General features: G+C 31.6%; 22 protein-coding genes, 1 tRNA gene and 2 pseudogenes. 13 read left to right on the top strand and 12 right to left on the bottom strand.

Annotation, left to right across the window (positions count from 1 at the left end):
• The first annotated feature begins 22 nt into the window (after nt 1-22).
• The 4 genes from SYN6308_RS03380 (at nt 23) to SYN6308_RS25110 (ending at nt 3,713) form a co-directional block, all read left to right on the top strand.
• Entirely contained in the window at nt 23-526 is a 504-nt protein-coding gene (locus SYN6308_RS03380) for a toprim domain-containing protein (RefSeq protein ID WP_144051387.1), read from the top strand.
• Nucleotides 527-565: 39 nt separating this feature from the next.
• Nucleotides 566-1,120 (top strand): hypothetical protein, encoded by a 555-nt coding sequence (locus SYN6308_RS03385; protein WP_017293027.1) that lies wholly within the window; start codon nt 566-568, stop codon nt 1,118-1,120.
• Between the two features lie 219 nt (nt 1,121-1,339).
• Nucleotides 1,340-1,639 (top strand): restriction endonuclease, encoded by a 300-nt coding sequence (locus SYN6308_RS03390; RefSeq protein WP_017293028.1) that lies wholly within the window; start codon nt 1,340-1,342, stop codon nt 1,637-1,639.
• Nucleotides 1,617-3,713, top strand: coding sequence for an Eco57I restriction-modification methylase domain-containing protein (locus tag SYN6308_RS25110; protein ID WP_017293029.1), 2,097 nt, complete (start codon nt 1,617-1,619; stop codon nt 3,711-3,713). The genes SYN6308_RS03390 and SYN6308_RS25110 overlap by 23 nt, the downstream gene beginning before the upstream one ends.
• Here the strand turns inward: SYN6308_RS25110 and SYN6308_RS23730 are convergent.
• Nucleotides 3,606-4,841: an RNA-guided endonuclease InsQ/TnpB family protein gene (locus SYN6308_RS23730; protein ID WP_071590974.1), complete on the bottom strand. Its 1,236-nt coding sequence runs from the start codon at nt 4,839-4,841 to the stop codon at nt 3,606-3,608. The genes SYN6308_RS25110 and SYN6308_RS23730 overlap by 108 nt on opposite strands.
• Before the next feature lie 79 nt (nt 4,842-4,920).
• Between SYN6308_RS23730 and SYN6308_RS25960 the strand changes: the two genes are divergently transcribed.
• Nucleotides 4,921-5,424 carry a type ISP restriction/modification enzyme gene (locus tag SYN6308_RS25960; RefSeq protein ID WP_390091420.1) on the top strand — a complete coding sequence of 168 codons (504 nt, stop codon included), beginning with the start codon at nt 4,921-4,923 and terminating at the stop codon, nt 5,422-5,424.
• A gap of 159 nt (nt 5,425-5,583) precedes the next feature.
• Entirely contained in the window at nt 5,584-5,817 is a 234-nt protein-coding gene (locus tag SYN6308_RS03400) for a hypothetical protein (protein ID WP_017293030.1), read from the top strand.
• Nucleotides 5,818-5,950: 133 nt separating this feature from the next.
• Here SYN6308_RS03400 and SYN6308_RS03405 read toward each other — a convergent pair whose 3' ends face one another.
• Both SYN6308_RS03405 and SYN6308_RS03410 read right to left on the bottom strand, forming a co-directional pair.
• Nucleotides 5,951-6,220: a hypothetical protein gene (locus tag SYN6308_RS03405; RefSeq protein ID WP_026101896.1), complete on the bottom strand. Its 270-nt coding sequence runs from the start codon at nt 6,218-6,220 to the stop codon at nt 5,951-5,953.
• Nucleotides 6,213-6,497, bottom strand: coding sequence for a BrnT family toxin (locus tag SYN6308_RS03410; protein ID WP_017293032.1), 285 nt, complete (start codon nt 6,495-6,497; stop codon nt 6,213-6,215). Before SYN6308_RS03410 ends, SYN6308_RS03405 begins: the two co-directional genes overlap by 8 nt.
• Nucleotides 6,498-7,394: 897 nt before the next feature.
• On the opposite strand from SYN6308_RS03410, the gene SYN6308_RS03415 reads away from it, so the two are divergent.
• Nucleotides 7,395-9,044 (top strand): AAA family ATPase, encoded by a 1,650-nt coding sequence (locus SYN6308_RS03415; RefSeq protein ID WP_017293033.1) that lies wholly within the window; start codon nt 7,395-7,397, stop codon nt 9,042-9,044.
• Between the two features lie 64 nt (nt 9,045-9,108).
• Nucleotides 9,109-9,330: a hypothetical protein gene (locus tag SYN6308_RS03420; RefSeq protein WP_017293034.1), complete on the top strand. Its 222-nt coding sequence runs from the start codon at nt 9,109-9,111 to the stop codon at nt 9,328-9,330.
• Nucleotide 9,331: 1 nt separating this feature from the next.
• On the opposite strand, the gene SYN6308_RS25890 is transcribed toward SYN6308_RS03420, so the two are convergent.
• The 4 genes from SYN6308_RS25890 to SYN6308_RS03440 all read right to left on the bottom strand — a co-directional run bounded on the left by SYN6308_RS25890 (nt 9,332) and on the right by SYN6308_RS03440 (nt 13,348).
• Nucleotides 9,332-10,243 (bottom strand): WD40 repeat domain-containing protein, encoded by a 912-nt coding sequence (locus tag SYN6308_RS25890; RefSeq protein ID WP_306301635.1) that lies wholly within the window; start codon nt 10,241-10,243, stop codon nt 9,332-9,334.
• A complete protein-coding gene (locus SYN6308_RS03430) occupies nt 10,180-10,800 on the bottom strand; it encodes a hypothetical protein (RefSeq protein ID WP_017293036.1) in 621 nt (206 codons plus the stop codon). Before SYN6308_RS03430 ends, SYN6308_RS25890 begins: the two co-directional genes overlap by 64 nt.
• Nucleotides 10,801-10,813: 13 nt before the next feature.
• Complete coding sequence (locus SYN6308_RS03435) at nt 10,814-11,986, bottom strand: hypothetical protein (RefSeq protein WP_040466773.1); 1,173 nt, start codon at nt 11,984-11,986, stop codon at nt 10,814-10,816.
• Nucleotides 11,987-12,193: 207 nt separating this feature from the next.
• Nucleotides 12,194-13,348 (bottom strand): hypothetical protein, encoded by a 1,155-nt coding sequence (locus SYN6308_RS03440; protein WP_017293038.1) that lies wholly within the window; start codon nt 13,346-13,348, stop codon nt 12,194-12,196.
• 49 nt (nt 13,349-13,397) lie between these two features.
• On the opposite strand from SYN6308_RS03440, the gene SYN6308_RS23735 reads away from it, so the two are divergent.
• A protein-coding gene (locus tag SYN6308_RS23735; protein ID WP_017294352.1) for an IS630 family transposase occupies nt 13,398-14,416 on the top strand; the annotation gives its coding sequence in 2 pieces (ribosomal slippage) (nt 13,398-13,818 and nt 13,818-14,416; 1,020 coding nt in all).
• On the opposite strand, the gene SYN6308_RS03455 is transcribed toward SYN6308_RS23735, so the two are convergent.
• Entirely contained in the window at nt 14,411-15,256 is an 846-nt protein-coding gene (locus SYN6308_RS03455) for a DUF262 domain-containing protein (RefSeq protein WP_017293039.1), read from the bottom strand. The two genes, SYN6308_RS23735 and SYN6308_RS03455, sit on opposite strands and share 6 nt — an antisense overlap.
• A 446-nt stretch (nt 15,257-15,702) precedes the next feature.
• Here SYN6308_RS03455 and SYN6308_RS24800 point away from each other — a divergent pair, with 446 nt between their 5' ends.
• The 3 genes from SYN6308_RS24800 to SYN6308_RS21675 are packed head-to-tail and all read left to right on the top strand — an operon-like array spanning nt 15,703 to nt 16,501.
• Complete coding sequence (locus SYN6308_RS24800; RefSeq protein WP_017293041.1) at nt 15,703-15,852, top strand: hypothetical protein; 150 nt, start codon at nt 15,703-15,705, stop codon at nt 15,850-15,852.
• A 13-nt stretch (nt 15,853-15,865) separates the two neighbouring features.
• On the top strand, nt 15,866-16,060 hold the full coding sequence (locus SYN6308_RS03470) for a hypothetical protein (RefSeq protein WP_144051388.1): 195 nt from the start codon (nt 15,866-15,868) through the stop codon (nt 16,058-16,060).
• Nucleotides 16,061-16,501, top strand: coding sequence for a hypothetical protein (locus tag SYN6308_RS21675; RefSeq protein ID WP_017293043.1), 441 nt, complete (start codon nt 16,061-16,063; stop codon nt 16,499-16,501). It begins immediately after the preceding gene.
• Nucleotides 16,502-18,209: 1,708 nt separating this feature from the next.
• On the opposite strand, the pseudogene SYN6308_RS23740 reads toward SYN6308_RS21675, so the two are convergent.
• The 4 genes and pseudogenes from SYN6308_RS23740 to SYN6308_RS03500 form a co-directional block, all read right to left on the bottom strand.
• A pseudogene (locus tag SYN6308_RS23740) lies at nt 18,210-18,565 on the bottom strand (ISKra4 family transposase); the annotation flags it as partial.
• Between the two features lie 106 nt (nt 18,566-18,671).
• Nucleotides 18,672-19,372 (bottom strand): annotated as a pseudogene (locus tag SYN6308_RS25430) (ISKra4 family transposase); the annotation flags it as partial.
• A gap of 54 nt (nt 19,373-19,426) precedes the next feature.
• Nucleotides 19,427-20,104: an Arm DNA-binding domain-containing protein gene (locus SYN6308_RS03495; RefSeq protein WP_017293046.1), complete on the bottom strand. Its 678-nt coding sequence runs from the start codon at nt 20,102-20,104 to the stop codon at nt 19,427-19,429.
• Between the two features lie 120 nt (nt 20,105-20,224).
• Nucleotides 20,225-20,298, bottom strand: a tRNA-Arg gene (locus tag SYN6308_RS03500).
• Nucleotides 20,299-20,355: 57 nt separating this feature from the next.
• Here SYN6308_RS03500 and moaC point away from each other — a divergent pair.
• Nucleotides 20,356-20,820, top strand: coding sequence for a cyclic pyranopterin monophosphate synthase MoaC (gene moaC / locus SYN6308_RS03505; protein ID WP_017293047.1), 465 nt, complete (start codon nt 20,356-20,358; stop codon nt 20,818-20,820).
• Nucleotides 20,821-20,847: the final 27 nt, after the last annotated feature.

The raw sequence follows: 20,847 nt of genomic DNA on the forward strand, positions 1-20,847 counted from the left end.
TCTGATGTTGCAAAATGTATAGTTGCCTCTTGCCTACTTGCCTTTTGCCTACCTTCACCAAACTCAAATTATGCCCTCGCCAAGTATAGATGTTTATATAGCTCATGGTTGGGGTTTAAATAATGTAATTGGTTACGTTAATTCTAGTTTTAATAATAATCAGTTACAGGTATTAAAACAGAGTGGTATTAAACAAATTTATATTAATCCTGATAATGATTTAGGAGGTAAAAATGGTACAATAAAAATGATTTATGATTTACTCAATAATAAAATGCAACCTTTTGTTTTTTGTTTAGATGATCAGTATAAAGACTTGAATGATTTATTTGTCAAGTTAGGAGGAGAAGAAGCGAAAAAGGTGTTTCAAGAACAATTTAATTCTTCTATAAATGGAATTGATTGGTTAACTAATTATTTAATAAATTTAGATAAGAATAATAGAGTTAAGGAATTTTTAAATATTATTTCTAAATTAACTTATCAAGAACATAAAACAATAATTGCAACCAAGTTACTTAAGTAACAAATTAGACTTTCATATTAACATTAAGGATTTATAACTATGACAGATTATCATTTAGAGGCTATCACTAAATCTCAGGTAACAAAATTATCTAATGAACTTTTAAAAGAAAGTAGCAATATTCGTTGTGAACTTTTTTCTAATCTGAATTTTTATTCTAATCCTCCTGAAATTTTTGCTCAAAGAGTTAATGAAGTTTATCATCAAGAAAATTTAGGAGAAGTGTTATCAGAACTTTTATCTATTATGAATGATTTTATTCTTTATATTAAGAGTCAAGAAAAAGAATTTTTATCGGATAAAGTTGAATTTGAAGACTATCCTGAAAATTGGCTCTATTTCATTTTTACTATTAATATTTTAAAAGATTTAGAAAAAGTATATGACAGAATATTTACTATTTTTAAAAGGGAACAATTTAGATTACTTGAAGATTATGGATTATGTATTTCTGATCCTTCTCAACCATTTTTATCAAGTTCAGGTGCAGAGTTAAGAGAAAAAATTATTGATGTTTTATCTACTTATCTTTTAGAATTTGATGCTTTATTCAAAGGAGAAAATGTTAATCGTTTTGCTTCTTGTTGCTTATAAGTAATTGAAATAATAATTTAAAAGTTATAGCAATTTTAATGATTTGTTATAGCTTTTATTTTTTTCAGTTACAAAAGGGATAATAAATTAAGTAAGGAAGAATGGAATAACAAACATTACAATGTAACAAAAAGTAACTATTTACATCTTCATAGTGACAAATTAGGAATATCAGAATATATTGAAACAAATATCTAAGATGTTCGTAAGATTTCCGCTATGACTATCCACACCATCCTTGAAGAATTTAGACAAACAGCAACCTCTGAAAGAGACAAGGGGGATAAGTTTGAGCGTCTTATTTTACAATACTTGCAAACTGATCCTATTTATCAAGAGCATTTCAGTAAGGTTTGGTTATGGATGGATTTCCCTTTGCGTAATCATGCACCAGATACGGGGATTGATTTAGTCGCCCAAGAACGGGATACTGGTGATTATTGTGCCATTCAATGTAAATTTTACGATCGAACCTACACTTTAGAGAAGAAAGATATTGACTCATTTTTTACTGCTTAATGCTACTGTCAATAAAATTGATTTGAACCGTAAACGTCCACCCCAAATTAATATTATCGGTGTTGGCGGTGGTGATACTGGTGAGGGTAATACTGGTAATGGTGTTAAAGGTAGCGATCGCACTTATCAACAGCTAGAACTAAATTTCCCCATTGAGGAATGGCGAGATGCTATCTATGCCAAAATCGTAGTTAAATGCGGTAATCGCCGTTATTGGGAAGATTGGGCGAAGGATGTTGCTGTCATTGCCGATCGACATATTTCCCGTATTAAGGGCTTATTGGCTAACTCTCAATCGGAAGCCCGTCAAGCATTTGATGAGTTTTTAGCAGGTTTACACTGCAATCTTAATCCTAATGTTACTGAGGATGAAGCGATCGAGATGTTATCCCAACATCTGATTACGAAACCAGTATTTGATGCTTTATTTGAAGGTTACGAGTTTACTAAATTTAATCCTGTTTCTCAAACCATGCAACGCATTTTAGATGTGTTAGAAGGGCAATCTTTAGAGAAGGAAACCCAAAGTTTAACTAAGTTTTATGAAAGTGTCAGAGATAGGGCTTCTGGTATTGATAATGCTCAAGGGAAACAGAAAATTATTGTTGAACTATACGATAAGTTTTTCCGCAATGCTTTCCCCCGTTTGGTAGAAAGATTAGGCATTGTTTATACTCCAGTGGAAGTAGTGGACTTCATTATTAATAGTGCTGATTATGTCTTAAAACAAGAGTTTGGAGTCGGTTTAACCGATGAGGGTGTGCATATTTTAGACCCCTTCACTGGTACGGGTACTTTTCTTGTTAGACTATTACAAAGTGGGTTAATTAAACCAGAGGATTTACAACGGAAATTTACTAAGGAATTACACGCTAATGAGATTCTTTTATTAGCTTATTATATTGCCGCTATTAATATTGAGGAAACCTATCATTATTTAACTCAATCATCTGTCACTGCGATCGATAATTCTGTCATTGCGAGTTATAACGAAGCAATCTCCTCTCACCACCTGAATCCAGAGATTGCTTCGGGGAATATTGATGAAAGTCAAAATTTAGGGGTTAATAATCCCCCTCGCAATGACAATTTGGGAGGCTATCAATCTTTTAATGGAATTGTTCTGACTGATACTTTCCAAATGTTTGAAAATGATGGTTATTTAATGGAAAAAATATTTCCTGAAAATAATCAAAGGGTGATTGATCAAAAGAGACAGGATATTACTGTTATTATTGGTAATCCACCTTATTCTGCTGGTCAAAGTAATGCTAATGATGCAAACCAAAATATTAGATACGAATTACTCGAAAAAAGAATAGAGGAAACTTATCGGTCTGCTTTAAAGGGGACGGGGAAAAAAGCTCTTTATGATTCTTATATCAAGGCTTTTCGGTGGGGTAGTGACAGAGTAAAAAATAAAGGAATTGTCTGTTTTATTAGTAATGGTTCATTTATTGATAGCAATACAACCGCAGGGTTAAGAAAGTGTTTACCTGAAGAATTTACTGATGTTTATTGTTTTAATTTAAGAGGTTTTATTAGGGGAAAATCAGGAGACAATGCCAAAAAAGAAGGGCAAAACGTTTTCAACATAATGACGGGAGTTGCTATTGTTATCATGATTAAAAATCCAGAGAAGCAACCGTCAGGTCATATTAATTACTATGATATAGGCGACTATTTAAGCCGTGAACAAAAGCTAAAAGTTATTCAAAAATTTGGTGATATATCCAGTGTTGGTTGGTTGAAAATCGCACCTAATGACAATCACGACTGGATAAATCAGCGTAATAAAGAATTTACAGCTTTTACTGGACTCAGTAAAAAAGATGATAACAACAAACTACAAACAATTTTCGATATCCGATCTAGCGGTTTGGTCACTAACCGAGATTCTTGGGTATATAATTTTTGTGACACTCCCACGCTGACCTACGGTACAGACGTGGGCTTCCAAATATCGCTACTTGGATTTTCTGCTTCTTCGGGTGGTTCTAGCTGTCGATTTCTCCACAGCCCCGATACCACGATCCTCCACAGACTGCAACACCGTCTGCCCAACGGCTGTTAACCCACGTTGTTCTATTACCATAGCGGCGGCTACGTCACGATCAATCGTAAAACCGCACTCAGAACAACAATGGACTCGTTCTTTCAACTCTTTTTTCCCAGTAAGAGTATTGCAATTTGGACAAGTTTGAGACGTATAATCCTTATCAACTTTTAGAAGATATACGTCTCTTTTTTTCGCCACTAGAGTCAGAATATCGACAAAAGCACCAAAAGCAAAGTCTAGGGAGTGCTTACGCAACATCCCTCTTCCCCATGACTTAAAGTCTATTGCTTCAATGAAGATCATTTTAGCTTGATCACACAAATAATGAGCTAGTTTAAAATGATAATCTTTCCTGACTCGATGGATATATTCATGTAACTGTACAATTTTCTTACAGGCTTTTTTCCAATTATTAGACCCTTTTACTTTGTCTTTTAGCTCACGTTGCAGTGATGTCAACTTGCTTTGTAGAGCAATCAGGAATTTAGGTCTATCAATAATCTCATTTCTCGATGTAGCTATAAGACTGGAGAATCCCAAATCTATGCCTAGACTAGAATAAGACAAATCTGGAATAGGGTCTGGGATATTCCCCTCAGACTGGATTGTACAAATGACATACCAACCCGATGCTTTATTCACTACTTGGACTTGCTTAACTACAAATCCTTCGGGAATCGGTCGATGCAAATTAATCTCAATATCGCCTATCTTTGGTAGTTTGATTTGATTACCAACAATAGGATTAGTTTTGAATTGGGGAAACACCATTGAGCGAATCCTTTTGCGGAAACGGGGAAACCCATACCCTCTATTATGAAAAGACCTGAAAGCCTTATCGACTTTGCCAACAACCTCTTGGAGAACTTGAGATGGAACTTCCTTTAATTCAGGATTTGTTTTCTTAGCTTCCGTTAGTTGTCGCTTTTGGTAGTAATAGTCGGGATATTTCGTTTGCGCAGGAATAATATACTCATTAACCAACGAACATTGATCAATGGGAGACTTCCTTGATTTTATCCAATCTTTTCGTTCTGCCAGACAATAATTATAAACTTGACGACACGCAAAAAGCCACCGCAAGAGGGTTTCCTCCGGTGATGGCTCTGGATAGATGCGGTATTCGTAGTTCAAGTTGATCATTGTCTTAGGTGAATTTATTTTTTTACCTAGATACAGAATAACATAAATTTCTGATTTGTGCAAATAAATCTGGACGGCGATTCATCCCACGCCGAAACGTAGTTATTTTCTTTCGTGTTTACGGCGTGGGGCTTCTCGCCGAAGAGCTAAAGAAGAACTTTTTGCAAATATCCAAAAAACTATCAACTTTTATAATAAAGAAAGAGAACGTTTTTTTGAGGCAAAATCAAAAGACTCTAGTTTACAAATTGAAAAGTTTATTAAATATGATTCAACTTTCATTACTTGGGATACAAGAAAACTAAGAGGCGGACTTGAAAAAAACAGGGCAATTGAATTTGATCCAAATGACTTGAGAGTAGCTGTTTACCGCCCTTTTTGCAAACAATATTTATATTTTAATCATCATCTTATACACTCTCGCTATTGTCAGCCCGACTTTTTCCCAAATGATACTACAAATAATCTCGTTATTTGTGTACCTGGACAAGGGGGAAGATGTGATTTTTCTGTGTTTATTTCTAATACTTTACTCGATTTGAATATTTTTGAATCAGGTATAGCAGTCAGTTATGAGTTGTGAAAATTATCTTATCATCAAAGGCAAGAGGCAAAAGGCAAAAGGCAAGATTAGTCGTATCTTCGATATTTTTTCTAATAATTTATTTCTCACAAATGATTCCTGATTGCTATAATCGCTAACTTAGTTAATGAATTTGAACAAGATTTCAATTCAGAGAAGATGACAGAAAAAGAATCACAGGCGATGGCAAAATGGGAATATTTGTTAAAAAATAAACAAGAAATTAATAAAAATGCTCCTCTTTCTAATGAAGAAATTAAGTTAATTCGTGATCTTTTAAGTCGTCAGGGTAAAGATTTACCTTTTGATTTACCGAAAGATAACTTTTTTATTGCTGATGATTTTAACGCTCCTTTTTATGATGATGCCGTTAGATACGATCGTTACTCGTAATCCTAAAGATTATCGACAAAATAGCACCATAGAGATTTTTGATCCTCAACAATTATTAAAAATAGTTACATAACACACAGAAGATCGAGTTTTGGGGATTTTTAAGGGTGCGATCATAATAATAAGAAAAATTTTAGGCAGTTTTATCGACTAATAAACCTTGTAAATATTTGTGTAAAATTTCTTCTGTTAAACTAGATGGAGATGTACCTAATTGATTTGCTAAATTAGACAATTTTTGTTCATCTTCTCTTGACAATACTATTTTTATGGATTTTTCTAAATATTCTTGGGCATAACTTTGATAAATCTTTTTTGCTTCTTCTACTTGGTTTATGCTATGCCATTCCCCATTTTCTACACTGTTTAAAATATCTTTTTCTTCTTGATTTAAGTTACTCATTTGCATTACCTCTTAAATATTTTTTTGTCATTTTTCTACTAGGTATTATTGTTTTTAAAAATATTTCCTGATCACTTTCAACAAAGGGAACTAAATAAACATAATCTCTTAATTTTATGATAAAAATACATTGTTGGCTATACTTTTCTTGATTATAATGATCGATTACATCTAATAAATCCCCTTCTTTAATTGCTTTCACAACTTCAGGAAAACTAATATTTCGTTCTTGGATTAATAAGTTATTTTTGTTTTCATTCCAGTTAAAATTTTTCACCTGATAATTTTTTATTGCTAATTTTTAACTAAGTAATCATACCAATCTCAAAGGATTTGTGAACAACTTGTCTTTACTTTATCTTACTGTTTGTAGCAAAATTGTCCATTAAGGTTCGATCGACAAATAAGATACTACGATCAAATAAAAGCAATTTTTTTGAGAAGAAGAAGATGTACCGTATTATACTGCACTTTTGAATAATTTAGATGCGGTTATTTAGTCTAACTGACTTCTCCTCATAATTAGCTAGAAATCTTATTATCGTTTTTTAAGATTTTGCGTAAAGAAAAAAAATAAAGAATAATAGATTTTGTTTTGGTAGAAAATTTATTCACTAAAAAAATCTAACAAACAAATTGTTAGTAAAGTTTCTCTGTTTAGTTTCTTAATTTTAAGAAGTTTTTGAATTTCTGGGACTTTTTTTTTTGCAAAACAATTTGACGAAAATTAAGCATAAACCTTAAAAGCATTATTCCATAAAGATTTGAGCTAATATTTATATTTAACTCAATCTCATGCACACTTTCGTTTAAAAGTCAAGATTTATTTTTTTTACACATATTTTGCTGATTTTCTTCCCAAGTTAAAGAGGGGGTGTTATGATCGTTGCGGTAAGTGAAATAAGGAGAAAAACAACATCAAGAAAAATTATTGTTTGTCTATTAAGTAATAAGTGTTAGGTCTATTTTTTGTCAAACACTTAATAGCTTAATTTTAAAAGCAAACTTTATAAAGATTAAAGTAATTCTACTTTTTTTGTAGAAGTGTCTAAAATATTTTAGGCAAAATTTGTCATGGAATTTTTTTGAGTAAAAACTTAATTTTGAGGATAATTTTTGCTCTCAAGATTATTTGAATGATGAGATGTTAACGAAATCAAATTAGGAGCGACTAATGAAAAATAATAATAGCAAGGAGAATCACATGGAAAGTATCAAAAAATGGGTGAAAGAAGAGGAACAAAAAACAAGAATAATGTTTTCAGAAATAGAGTATATTATAGATAAGTATGAAGATGATCCAGCTATACAAAAAAGTCTTTTACACAGACTGGTAAAGAAAAACAAGATGACGTTACAAGATGTCCTTTTGCCGTTTTTTGACTATTCATCGAAGAGAGAAGATGATAATTTTATTGATATTACAAAGCTAGAAAATAAACAGATTTTATTTGTCATTGAAGATTTTATACCAAGTAATTCTGTAATCTTACTTTTTGGTAATTCGGGAGTAGGAAAAAGCACTTTGACTTATTCATGGGCTTATCATGTGGCAACTGGAAAAGATTGGAATGGAAGAAAGGTAAAACAAGGAAAAGTATTAATTATTCAGTTGGAGGAGAATTTACAAACGATTAATAATCGATGGAGTCAAGTGAAAAATGATACCCCAGAAAATACAGTTTTTGTAAAAAAAAGTTATAGTGGCACATTCACTTATCAATTAAAAAAATATATCAAGGAATATAGCCCTAATCTGATAATTATTGACAGTTTTAGTGCTGTAAATTCTTTAAATGGTACAAAGGAAAATGATGCTTCTTCTGCTTTTATTTTGTATGACCTAAATAAAATTGCTGATGAAAATAATGTTAGTATTATCATTTGTCATCATGAAAATAAAAGTGGCGGTTATCGAGGTTCGACAGCCATATCTGCGGCAGTTTCTGAAGTGATACGCTTTTATAAACCCACAGATCATGAAAAGAATAAGAGAGTTCTGGAAGTAACTAAAACTAGACAGGGAGAAAATTATAAATATGTTTTAGAAGGAGATGAAAATAAGAATTATCTGAATTGGACGATCGTGGGGGAATCTAATGAGAATAAAGCCAATCCTGAGAAAGATAATTCATTAAGTAAAATACAAGATTATTTGAATCAAATTCGCCCTGAGAAGGTTAGTAATAAAACCATTGCGGATGAAACTGGGTTGAAACTAGATACCGTCAAGAAAGCTCTCGATCGATATTTCAAATATCCTGACAAGCATCCTGACATCAAAATTGAACGGGAGAAGATAGATAGAGGCTATATTTATAGTTCGGGGGTAACAATGAGAACCGTTGAACTGGTAGAAGATATTAATGATGACGATCGAGAGTCTAAAATCGTGTCCCTTTGTCCCTCTAATGGCTATGATCCAGATTTAGCAGGGCATATAGTCGGGGACAGTTCTCAAGGACAAAATGAAAATGTCGATGATAATTCTATTGATGTCGTATCTGAAGTTGTTGAGAAAGTTCCTTCTCCCCCTCTCCTCCAAACGGCGAATATACCTCAATCAGTATCTGATGAAGAGTTCCTAATGAAAAAGATGATGGACTATTGTTTACAATCTTATCAGGAAGAGGAGGATTCTAAATGTTGGGAAGTATTCGTTTCTTTAAAAGAACAATGGAAACAAGAAGTTAGTGCGAGGGGGTATAATTCTACTAATCTTTGGAAAGTTACTAAAAACAGGCTCGAAAATGCTCATGGTAAGGTGTCCGATCGTTTATATAGATTATCACTAGAAAATCAAAGTAAAACTAAGGTAGCTTAACAAATATGGCAAATATGGGAGTATAATAACTGATACTCCTATAATTTCCATAAAATTAAAGATTATGGCTACTATTTCTATAGAAACAGCAAAACATTTTCACGAAACGGCAACGGATTTGAAGATTGATAAAAATACCTTTGCCGATTACATTTTAGGTTATGTTTGTCATCCCGATCGGCGAGAGTTAGCTTTGAAGTTATATTTAGAACAAAAAATGTTGCATAAGCATACGGAAAGAGAAATTCTCGATATGCCCTCTAAAGAAATAATTGTGGATTGGTAAGTTAGTTTTGTTTTTTCCAGAGAATAATATTTCCATCTTTACTACCACTGATTAAAGTTTTACCATCAGGACTGAAAGAAAGAGAGGTTACAGCTTTTTCATGTTTTTTTAATACCCCATTTTTTCTTGTTTTCATATCCCAAATATCCCAAATTTTTATAGAACCAGAATCATCTCCACTAGCTAGAAATTTACCATCTGGACTGAAAGTAATTACATTTATAGGAAAGTCATGTTCTCCTAATATTTCTTCTTTACATTTTTTCGATAAATCCCATAACTTTATCTTACAATCATCTCCTGCACTGGCTAAAATCTTACTTTTAGGCTTAAAAGCTAATGAATTAATTGGAGTTTCTTTCGGAGTTCCATGAGCTTGAAATTCTGTATCTATTATTGCTGATCCAGTTGTCAATTTCCAAATAGCAATCTCACCTTTTGTATTTCCCGTTGCAAAGATGTCATCTTTTGGATATATACATAGTGATTTAATTTGTCCTGAGATACTGGTTTTAGTACTTGTTTCTGTTTTAAGATTTATTAAATAGATATGTGTATCTGCAATACATAGTATGTCCTTATTGTCCTTTGTAAAACCTAGAAGATTAATACGCCCTAGTAAACTAGGATTAAAAAAGTTGAAAATTTGGGATTTATCAGTTTTTGTATCCCAAAGTTTAACTATATTTTGATCAGCACCTTCAATTAATCCTGTCGCAATATATCTGCTATCAAAACTAAATATAACTGAAGTTGAATGAGAACCCCAAATATGGGAATGTTCCCATTTATTAATTTCTTTTAGCTCTGAATTTAATGTTTTAACAGTTTGATTATTTTCATATCTAACTAGGAACTTAATTTGACTATGGCGATCAGGATTACAAGTAACAGTAGTGATAGAATGACCAATATTTTCTTGTTTGTGAAAATACCATTTTTTTTTTCTTGTTTAATAGAATTGTTATCAATTTTCGGATTAATATTTGCTGTTTGCTCTTTAATTTCCTCGATATATTCAATATCCATTTCACTATTAAATTCTTGTGATTTACTAGGAGTAGCAGGTTGGCTAGTGGTAAATTCCCAAAAAGCAGGATAATAATTTTTTATTTCATTATGGAGATTTTCAAAATCTTGTTCTGTTAATTGAATATTCGATAACTTACCTTTAAAAACTAATCCTTCAATGACATAAATTTCTCTCCCAAAAGAGTCTTTAAGAACTCCATTACCTTCTATCCCTAAATCTTCTGCGATCGCTTCTATCACTCTAAAAACTAAAGTCAAACTTCCGATTTTAGAGTCATCAACATAGGTTATTTTATGAGGAGTTAAATCCCCTCCTGCATTTCTTGCCAATAAACTCGTCTTTTTTGCATCACATAAAAAATCGGGAGCAATCACGGTACGATAATCAAGATAAGGATTCGCACTAACTAAAAATAACCAACTTTCAATTTGTTTCATATTTGTTAAATAATTAAAGTTTAAGAGTGGAATTAGGATAATTTTTTTCTAACTGATTAGCAATGGCTAAAAAACAATTAACAACGTGTTTTAAAGCAGTTTCTTCATTTTCTACTGCTTTGATTGATTCCTGTTTTTTTGTTTTTAATTCTTCCTCTCGTCTTTCTGCTTCCTTGAATTTTTGTTCAATGGGTTTCTCAATATTATCATCAATAAAATCGATAAAACTTTCCAGTATGTCGGTGGCAAATCTATATTTTCTTGGCAGTAAATCTGTCACAGTTTCAATAACTCCTTTCACAGTACTACCAAAAAAAACTGTCAATCTTTCCCAAACACTTAAATTTGGTTTAACACTAATATTCTCTTGTTTTTCTTGTTCTTTTTTCTTGATCAATTCTTCTAAGGTTTTCTTGATCATGTCAGGTAAAATACAAGCTAGGGGCATTTCAACTTGATAAGGTGTTGGCAAATTTCCTGTTTTTTTCATACTGCCATCAAATTGTAATTCAGCAAATCCCATCCCTACCGAACTAACGGGAATTAATCTCATAGGAGTCTTCTGTTGAGTCCGAAGTTTTACCAAATTTTTAAATTCTTCTATTTGGAATAATCTATCTCTGATTTCTTCTAAAGTATAATAATCTTTAACAATGTCCCATTTGCTAATAACAAAATGAATTGGTTTGTCGGTTTTTTGCATGATGGTTAAAATATTCGGCAAATCATTAATACTCCATCTCAACCCCGATTTTTGACCACGAATTAACTCACATATTCTTTGACCATCTAACAAAGCTACTAAAGCATCAGCATTATTTATTTTGTCCTCTAATTCGCTGTCAATATTTTCGTCATCTTCTCCTAACTCATCCGTTAATAATCCTCCAGCATAATCAAAATAAATAAATTGACAAGCTGAGTAGATAGGTAGTTCAGGAGTTTGAACTTTACAGGTAAAAGTCCATTCTGATAAATCTTGTACTTGTGTTCCCTTTGGCCACTTTTCTTCTAAAGCTAATTGGGTGTAAATATTTTTAAGTTTTTTACGTTTTTCTGCACTATCAACTTCAAGAAAAAAACCTAAATCCCCTTGAGTAGATAATTTTTTATAAAGACTAGAAAGATAAACGGTTTTACCTGAACCTCTTTGTCCAAGCATGATGACGGTATAAGTGTTTAGCATTTTTGGATTCTATATGAGTAAATTTGTCGGAAGTTAAGAAAAAAAGATGATTTGGTGTTACCACAGTTAATGTTGTTATGTAACAATATAGGTTAAAGTCCATTGAGTGATAACAAAATTTGTTCTTTATTTACTTATCACTGATGAAATGACAATTTATACAGGATTAAATAAATAATTAATAATTCTTTACAGTCATAATCAATTTTAATTTTGAATTTGTATCTCTGAATCTTGAGTATTATCATCCCCCGAATAAGGCGTATTCAATATTTTTGAGTCACGTCTATAACTTACCAAGCTCATAAATACTATAATTAGGAGAATTAATCCACTAAAAGTAATTAATTTTATCTTATTTTTCTTTCTTTGTTTGATAGTTTGTTCTCGGAAAGATTCATCTGCTAAACATTTTTTCCCTAACAGAAAAGATTTATTTACTTTGTCTAACTTCTTGGAAAGTTTAGGTAATAAAGAATTATATTGTTTTTGAATTTCATTGACGATATATTTTTTATTGTCTTGATGAAAATATAGGCTTCCTTGTTGATCAAAGCCAATAAATTGTATCTTACCAAATAAGAAAATATACTTTTCTAAAATAGAAATATTCAGACTTAATTCGTCTTGACAATTTATTATGTGCCTCATGGTATTTCTGATACTTTTTGACTCTTCAAAAATAGGCTCAAAATTGTTAATCTGAATGTTTAAAATACCCCGTTCATTCAAATCAAAATCTATAGATAAGTTTTCTAAGTATTTACTAAAATTTAGAAAAAAATCGTCAACTGTTATCGACTTATTGTCATTTTGAATTAACAAATTACTAAGTCTGCTATTAGATAAAATTTCCTTACCCATTGCCGATAAATAATTTATTTTGGGCAGATAATTTTTTAAAATTTCGTTAATCTTTGAACACTGATTTAAAAACTCTCGAATAGGATAAATATTATCATCAATAGTTAAACTTGGTTCATCTCCTTTGGTAAAACCAAGACTTTTTATAGAAGTACCAAAGAGAGAAATTAGAGAAATTATACTGTTATAGTTAATAGGAAAATAAAATTTCTTCAAAGAGTTATTATGAATTATTTTAAAATTCAAATTAATCATTTTTAAATCTTGATTTAATGTGTTGAAAATTTCAACTTTTTCTAATAACTTATCTTTGTTAGCGATAGGTAAAATGGGTTTAATATGATTAACTTTATGCTCTATTTCTTCTTTAAATAAATCTAAAGTTTTTGATTCTGGAGGATTCTGTATCAGTTTAATAAAAGTCTCATCATTAACACAACTTTCTGCTAAAGTATATAATTCCGTGACGGCATTAAGACTATTTGTATAGTATAGCAATAAGGAATCATTTGTGAGAAAATACTAAAAACAATTAGTAAGAAAAATTGTGAAAGAATTAGACCAGTTTATCGAATCAAATCCAGATTCTAGAGAATTAAAAAGGGCATTAGCAGTCAGAATGACCCTTCAAGGTTATTCACATCGGGCAATCAAGAAAATTCTCCAGGTCTGTTCAGGATTTATTAGTAAATGGAAAGAACAATATATTATTCATGGCATAGAAGCACTCAAATTAGGATATAAAGGTTCGGTGGGATATTTGAGTAAAGAGGAAAAAACAGAACTGTTTCAATGGCTAAACAGTCAAGAAAGTTTGACCTTAGGGGAATTAGAATATTATATAGCCCAAAAGTACGGAGTAACTTATCAGGCAAAATCAAGCTATTATGATCTATTAGATGAAGGACAAATATCATGGAAAAAATCCCAAAAGAAAAATCCACAAAAAAATCAAGATTTAGTGGATAAAAAAAAGAAGAAATAAAGGAATATATCGAGAAAAATAAAGAAAAAATAGAGTTGGGGAACTTAAAAATATTTTTTGTGGATGAATGTCACTTATTATGGGGTGATATTTGTGGATATGTTTGGGGGAAAAAAGCAGAGAGAATAGAAGTGCCAATTAGAAATGAAAAAGAGAGACAAACTTATTATGGGGGAGTAAACTATAGAACAGGACAGGTATTTATTAAGGATTATGAAGTAGGCAATACAGAAAATACAATAAACTTTATAAAATACTTAATATCAAAAAATAAGGATAGTCAAATAGTAATAATTTGGGATGGAGCAAAATATCATATAAGTAAAGAATTAAAGGAGTATTTAGGAAAAATAAATGAGGGAAAAGAACAAGAAGACTGGTTGGTAAAATGTATAAAATTAGCACCAAATGCACCGGAACAAAATCCCATAGAAGATGTCTGGTTACAGGGAAAAGAAATATTAAGAAAATACTGGAATATGTGCAAAACCTTCAAAATAGTAAAGTGGTTATTTGAATGGGCAATTAAAGAACATATATTCAGTTTTCCCAAACTATCAATGTATGCTTCTTTCTCATGAATCATTCCTGATTGCTATAGTTAAGACTTTTTCTAGGACAGATTCTAATTGCTGAGTATGATCTTTATCTATGGGTTGCTTAATTTTTTCTCTCATATATTCATTTAAAACTTCTTTTTTTGGTGCAGGATATTTATTTTTTTCTTGATCAAAACCTTCATATAAACTTAAAAATCTCAATATCATTTCAACATCCAACATTCTACATTTATCAGGTTGTCCTTTTTTTGGTTTTCTAAATTTAGGAAATACCTCGACAAGCTCTCTAAAAATATCTTTTACACTACACTTGATTATAAAGTCATTCCATTCGCCGTGAAACATACAGTTTCGTAATTCTTGGGGATTTAAGGAAACCGAACCATTATTTAATCTTCCGAATACTTCAAATTGAATTTCAGGATGTGTTCCAGACTCTATAACAATAGTATTTATTTCTCTTCCCAAAAATAAACCTTTCAAATTAACAGGAAGAGAATTAAATGTGCTTTGATTTAGTTCTTTTAGTGTTTGTAAACTTCCTAGTTTTAAATCACCATTTACAAAATTTTCCAGTGTAGTTAATCTTTGAACTCCATCAATAATTTCTAAGATAGTTGTTCCTTCTTTTTCATCAAATTTTTCTAGGAAAAAAAGTGGTGGAATTGGTACATCCATAAAAATAGATTCGATAAAGCGGTATTGTTTCTCTTTATCCCACACAAAATTTCTTTGATAGGGAGGGACTATTATTATATTATTTTGACGATTAGCAACCAAATCTTGGACTGATCTTGTGATGGTTTTTTTGATTACTCGAACTTCTCTAAGTTGTTGAAGGAAATTTTCTGCGATCGCCATAATTTTATCTGTGGTTTATTTACAATAATTTTTGCTCTATCCACTTATCAATGACAAAATTATAATTTATGCAGAATTAAAAGAATACTTAATAATTCTTTACAAAAGAATCAAAAGCAGTGTCTCTCATCGTAAAAAGAAATATTAATTCAGGAAGAAAAAGAGTTAGCCGTTTGGGGGGGAGAGAGAGATAGGTTAGAAACAAATTAAACATGACTGACTTAGAAAAAGTATTAACAGAAATCGCCCTTGATTTAGAGAGGTTAGAAAAAAGATTAATAATATAGTGATTTTAAACGATAGAGATTTGAGTATGTTTGAAGGGCGACTTTTAGGCTTAAACGATTGCTATAAAAAAGTTAAAGCTATACGGTACTTTTTAGATAAAGTAAGCTATTTAAGCCACTTAACTAAAGACTTTAAAGATTATAATTTAGGAGAATTAAATGATTACTAAAAAAGAGATTTATTATGTACCCTTTAACGACTTTAATAATTCTTGGTACAAAGACTTGCAAGGAAAATATTTAGATAAAATAGTGCCTTATTGTATCGTAATTAAACAAGTAATAGAGGTAGAAAATAATGAGAATTAAAGGAGTTAAAAATATGAAATTATACGACCTTAGAGATTCTGTTCTACGCATATCTTATGAGCTAGATAATCTTAAAAGTCTAATAATAAAACTAGAAGTAACTAAAGATGAATTAGAGGAACAAAAAGTAAAATTGTTAAATCAACTAGAGCAATTAATAAAGGAAAATACAGAAGATTTAAACTCTGATATTTTAGGTGATAAATAAATGATTAAAGAAATTAAACAAGATATTTTGGCTGTAGATAAAGGCATTATTGTACATCAAGTTAATTGTCGCAAAGTTATGGGTGCAGGATTAGCGAAACAAATAGCCACAAAACACCCAAAAGTTAAACGGGAATTTTTGGCTAAACGAGAATGGAAATTAGGGGATGTGCAATTCATCAAAGTCGCCCCTGAGTTAGTGGTGTGTAATTTGGCTGGACAATACACCTTTGGCACAGAGCAGAAAAGATACACCAATTATGATGCTTTAAGAACTGGTTTTGAAAAAGTGCTAAATGAAGCCCTCTATATTAAGCATAATATTTTTCTACCCTCTGAAATTGGCTGTCGATTAGGTGGAGGTGATTGGCAACAAGTTCTACATATCATTTATAGCGTCTTCATTAATAATGAAGTCACTGTTTACATCTGCAACCTATAACACCACACCCCCCCCCTCCCAAACGGCTAAAACTATCTTGAATGGGTGAACTACCAAAATCGCCCCTCTCATATATCTTTTTTTCTAACAATGTAGGGATAGTTAGTTTGTTGTGTTTTATAACTACACACATGGTATCTTCATTTTTAAAGAAACAGAAGTGACGCTCTCACACTGACCTGTAGTACAGATGTGAGCTTCTTACCTCACGATAAGAATTTTCTGCTTCATCGGACGGCACTAGCCTTACAGACAAGTCCATAAGACCCCGTAACCGCTACCCTCCACAGACTGTGTACGATTCGCCCAACCGCAATTTTACTGGTTTTCATCGTTAAGATTTTACTTGCACACGACTGTTTACAACTGTGCAAAACCCCATATCTTAAGTTGTCAAAGTGCATAACCGTATTCTCAAACTGCGCACTGTTCACCAGAAAAATCTGTACGTTTGTGACGCTTGACGAGGTGGTCAACCTATTTATATACTAGACTATGTTAAGTTGATTTGTCAAGTACTATGAGAAATAAAAAAGTAGAGGTGAGGTTAAATGAAATTGAGTACAAATGGTTGAAAGAATATGCAGAGAAAGAACAGATACCAATGGGGGAGGCTATGAGAAGATTTTTGAATAGCTATAGGTTGGTATCTTAAACTTGGACGGCAATTCATCCCACACTGATTTGTTAACGTTTTTATCGAAAATACAGTGTGGGGCTTCTTACTAAAGACCCTAAAAGCAATGGGGTGAATCAAAAAATTTGCTTGAATGGGCTTACTGTGTATGAATGCAAAATTTTTGAGATCCCCTTGCTGAAAGTGGATTGCGAGTTAGAATAGTGAAGCCATTTTTTTGATTATACCGTGTGTACTGCATGACCTTTATATGTATATATGAAATTTTGGGGATGATCTTCTTTCTTTGAAATATATTTTTTTTGTATAGTTAGAAGACTGTATTATTCTCTTTCTTATATTTCTTACCTTATTCATTACTATTTATTATATATAATTTTTTATTTATTATATATAGTTATATAAGACTTTATTTATTTATTATGTATTATGTATTTTAAATGTTTATCCTTGTATTTTTATAAGGTAGGGGGTATCTCTCCATTTTTTTATTATTTTATTTTATTTATATAAAAATAATAAATGTTAATGGAGGAAGTTTGTTTAGTTGTCTGTGTCGATATTTATATTATGCCAGATACTTTTATTAATGTCAAGGTATTTCTAAAACTAACTAAGATACTACAATTTTAAGTGTAATGAGTGGGTATATGCAAAATTAGGTATCTATTATATAGTGGTGATTTTGCTAAATGAGTTAGAGAAAAGAGTGTTAAATCTAATCTGTTTTGTGAGGGGTATTCTACAGCGTAAAATCTAAGGGCTTAAAGCTACTTAAGTTTATGAAGAGCGTCTAATGCGTTAGAAAAATAGAGTAAAACTAAATAGGTTTTAAAGGAGTGTGTAAATGAGTTAGGAATTAAGCGTTAAATCTAAGGGCGTTTCTGTAAGAGTGTCTAAGCGAGTTATTTTAAAGTGTTATTTCCTAAATAAGTTTTTTAAGAGTGTTTAAGGGCTTAATTTCTACGCAAGTTTGTCTAAGCCAGTATAAGTTAGGTAATTTAAAGGGCTAAATTCTACAGAAGTTTAGGGAGCAGGTCAGTTCTGCGAAACAAAAGTACTATTGAGTGCTTAAAGACAATTATTGAGATATGCACATCTATGTTTGAGTACTTGAGAGACATTTTCTTTATTCCATTGTGCACCAGATATTTTGAGTCGCCGATCTATTTGTTTTACCGTTGACTCCACTGCCCCAGAACCAATGGAACAAATTTGTTCTTCCTGATAATAGCCGTAATTGATGATACGATGTCGGTGAGTCTTGAGATAATTACAGAAATTTTCTGCCTGTTTTTTCTTCATCCCAGATATTAGTGTGATTGTTTCATCTACTTTTCCTCTCCAAAGTAAATTTTCCGCTTCTTTTAATCTTTTTACTCCCCCCAACTTTGTTAAATTTCCATCAAATGATACCAATCAAGTATACTTGGCGAGGGTATAACTTGAGTTTGGTGAAGGTAGGCAAAAGGCAAATAGGCAAAAGGCAACTGTACATTTTGCAACATCAGATTATAACCTTGATGAGTATATTTCCCTTTTTTCACCATCTGGATTTAATTGTTTAATGATGTTCCAAATTCCAGAATGTCCATCCCCCAAACAGGTTAACGGTTCTGATAGTTTTTGTTGATTCACCCAATGGATTAATTCTTCATTTTGTGCAAACCACGCTTTTCTTTCTTGTTGATTAACACAAATCGCTTTATAGTCGCGCCAAACACAACTTTTTCTTTTTTCTTTTGTTCTTAATCTTACCTTGCCCCCATCGAGATTAATTTCTTCGATTTGTTTTTCCGTAGCTATTTCTGGAAATTGATAACGATGTATAATTCGTTGTTGGGTTCTCCCAGATATTTTCATCCCCGTATAATATTCCACATCCCGAGCCGCATTTTCATAAGAAACATTGGCACTAGCTCTGACACAACATTTTTCTAAATAAGGACTAATTCGTTGATTTGTGTTTAAATTTAATCTGATAGCTTGTTTTTCTGTTATGGGTAATTTACCTAGAATACTTCTGATGTATCTGAGTCGTCCTGATTGAGTTTCGGTGATTTTTTGGATAAAAAAAATCCTATTTGTGGGGTAATATATTCAAGAGTTTGTTGTCTAACAGTTTCTTCGATAACTGCTAAATTATCTAGTTGAGAGGGATCACATTCTTGATAAAGAATACGAGCAATACCTTGAAGATATAAATTTATTTCTGCTTGTTGTTCTGGTGTCATTGTCAAAAAAAAAGGATTATGATTAATTTAATGTAACCTACCTATATTTCTTAGTCAAGTAGTTTTTTTGTTCTGCAAGTTTGACCTGCTCCCGTAGGCTTCATCTATTATTATTTGTATTTCTTCTTTTGAATATACTTTAATCTCTTTAGTGTTTTGGGTATTTAGAGTGCTAATTAAGTCTGTTATATCTGTTTTAGTTTCTAGTTTTTTATACTTAAAAGCTAAGTTGATAGCACTTCTAAGTATCCTAAGATGAGAAGCTATAAATCGATCGCTATACCCTACTTTTTCTGAATTTTTATGTTTTACTTCTGATTTAAGATAGATAAAAAATCTGTTTAAATTTTTTAAATCCTGAAACTCTGAAGGACTTAAACTTAACCAATTATTTAAAATTTGTAAACTTTCTTCAGTGCTTGAGTCTAAATTTGGCTGAAGTTGCTCATAGAAATTTAAAACTTCTGAGATACTTGTGAAAAACTTAGTATCTATACCTATTTTTTTTCTAACGGGGGAATACTTATCTTCTTGGAAAGTGTTAAAAATAATATCTTGAGTAATCTGTATCGCTTTCTTTTCGGCTATATTTAAGTTTTTTTTAGTATTTTCCAAGCCTAATGAAATGTTATACAATTTACTTTTGTATGTAAAACGTAAGAGTAAAGAGCCATTATTATCATAAATAGTAACTTTACTACCAGAAGGGCGAAAAAGTTTATGCTGCGTCATTTTTTTATGCAAACCTTATGCAAAAAATTAGAATGGTTTAGTTTAGCATAATTAAAAAATATTTGATTCCCAGTGTAGCTTATGGAGCTAGAGAGGCTGTATAATAAAGGTTTCAATAAACGGGCGTGGAGGGACTCGAACCCCCGACCTGCTGATCCGTAGTCAGCCGCTCTAATCCACTAAGCTACACACCCTAGTTTTTTTTCAACACTTATCTATAATAACAGATGAACAATAAAAATGCAATAGTTATGTCTGAAAATTTATCTCATATTAATAGTCAAGGGGAAATAAACATGGTGGATGTTTCGGCTAAAGCTATCACTGTGCGAGAGGCGATCGCATCTGGTAAGATAATGATGAAAAAAGAAACTTTCCAAAAAATTCAACAGGGAAACTCCCCCAAAGGAGATATATTTGCCACCGCAAAAGTAGCAGGAATTATGGCAGCAAAACAGACATCTCAATTAATTCCCCTGTGTCATCCTCTCCCGTTGCATAAAATTATTGTCAATATTACTCCTGATGAAACTTTACAAGGTTATCATATTGAGGCGATCGTCAGAACAAAAGCCGAAACAGGAGTAGAAATGGAGGCTTTAACGGCAGTATCCGTCACCGCCTTAACTTTATACGATATGGCAAAATCGATCGACAAATCCTTAACCATCAGCGACATCAAATTGATTAGTAAAACGGGAGGAAAAACTATCTAAGTTAGTGATATTAATGTTTGTGAGAGA

Source organism: Geminocystis herdmanii PCC 6308 (assembly GCF_000332235.1).
Taxonomy (GTDB): Bacteria; Cyanobacteriota; Cyanobacteriia; order Cyanobacteriales; family Cyanobacteriaceae; genus Geminocystis; species Geminocystis herdmanii.

Bases quoted from the DNA above. Each gene is read 5' to 3' on its own strand.
- SYN6308_RS03430 (WP_017293036.1), bottom strand. From the start codon at position 10,800: ATGAAACAAATTGAAAGTTGGTTATTTTTAGTTAGTGCGAATCCTTAT.
- SYN6308_RS03415 (WP_017293033.1), top strand. From the start codon at position 7,395: ATGAAAAATAATAATAGCAAGGAGAATCACATGGAAAGTATCAAAAAA.
- SYN6308_RS03390 (WP_017293028.1), top strand. From the start codon at position 1,340: ATGACTATCCACACCATCCTTGAAGAATTTAGACAAACAGCAACCTCT.
- SYN6308_RS03420 (WP_017293034.1), top strand. From the start codon at position 9,109: ATGGCTACTATTTCTATAGAAACAGCAAAACATTTTCACGAAACGGCA.
- SYN6308_RS03455 (WP_017293039.1), bottom strand. From the start codon at position 15,256: ATGGCGATCGCAGAAAATTTCCTTCAACAACTTAGAGAAGTTCGAGTA.
- SYN6308_RS03385 (WP_017293027.1), top strand. From the start codon at position 566: ATGACAGATTATCATTTAGAGGCTATCACTAAATCTCAGGTAACAAAA.
- moaC (WP_017293047.1), top strand. From the start codon at position 20,356: ATGTCTGAAAATTTATCTCATATTAATAGTCAAGGGGAAATAAACATG.
- SYN6308_RS21675 (WP_017293043.1), top strand. From the start codon at position 16,061: ATGATTAAAGAAATTAAACAAGATATTTTGGCTGTAGATAAAGGCATT.
- SYN6308_RS03400 (WP_017293030.1), top strand. From the start codon at position 5,584: ATGACAGAAAAAGAATCACAGGCGATGGCAAAATGGGAATATTTGTTA.
- SYN6308_RS03495 (WP_017293046.1), bottom strand. From the start codon at position 20,104: ATGACGCAGCATAAACTTTTTCGCCCTTCTGGTAGTAAAGTTACTATT.
- SYN6308_RS03470 (WP_144051388.1), top strand. From the start codon at position 15,866: ATGAAATTATACGACCTTAGAGATTCTGTTCTACGCATATCTTATGAG.
- SYN6308_RS24800 (WP_017293041.1), top strand. From the start codon at position 15,703: ATGATTACTAAAAAAGAGATTTATTATGTACCCTTTAACGACTTTAAT.
- SYN6308_RS03405 (WP_026101896.1), bottom strand. From the start codon at position 6,220: ATGAGTAACTTAAATCAAGAAGAAAAAGATATTTTAAACAGTGTAGAA.
- SYN6308_RS23730 (WP_071590974.1), bottom strand. From the start codon at position 4,841: ATGATCAACTTGAACTACGAATACCGCATCTATCCAGAGCCATCACCG.
- SYN6308_RS03435 (WP_040466773.1), bottom strand. From the start codon at position 11,986: ATGCTAAACACTTATACCGTCATCATGCTTGGACAAAGAGGTTCAGGT.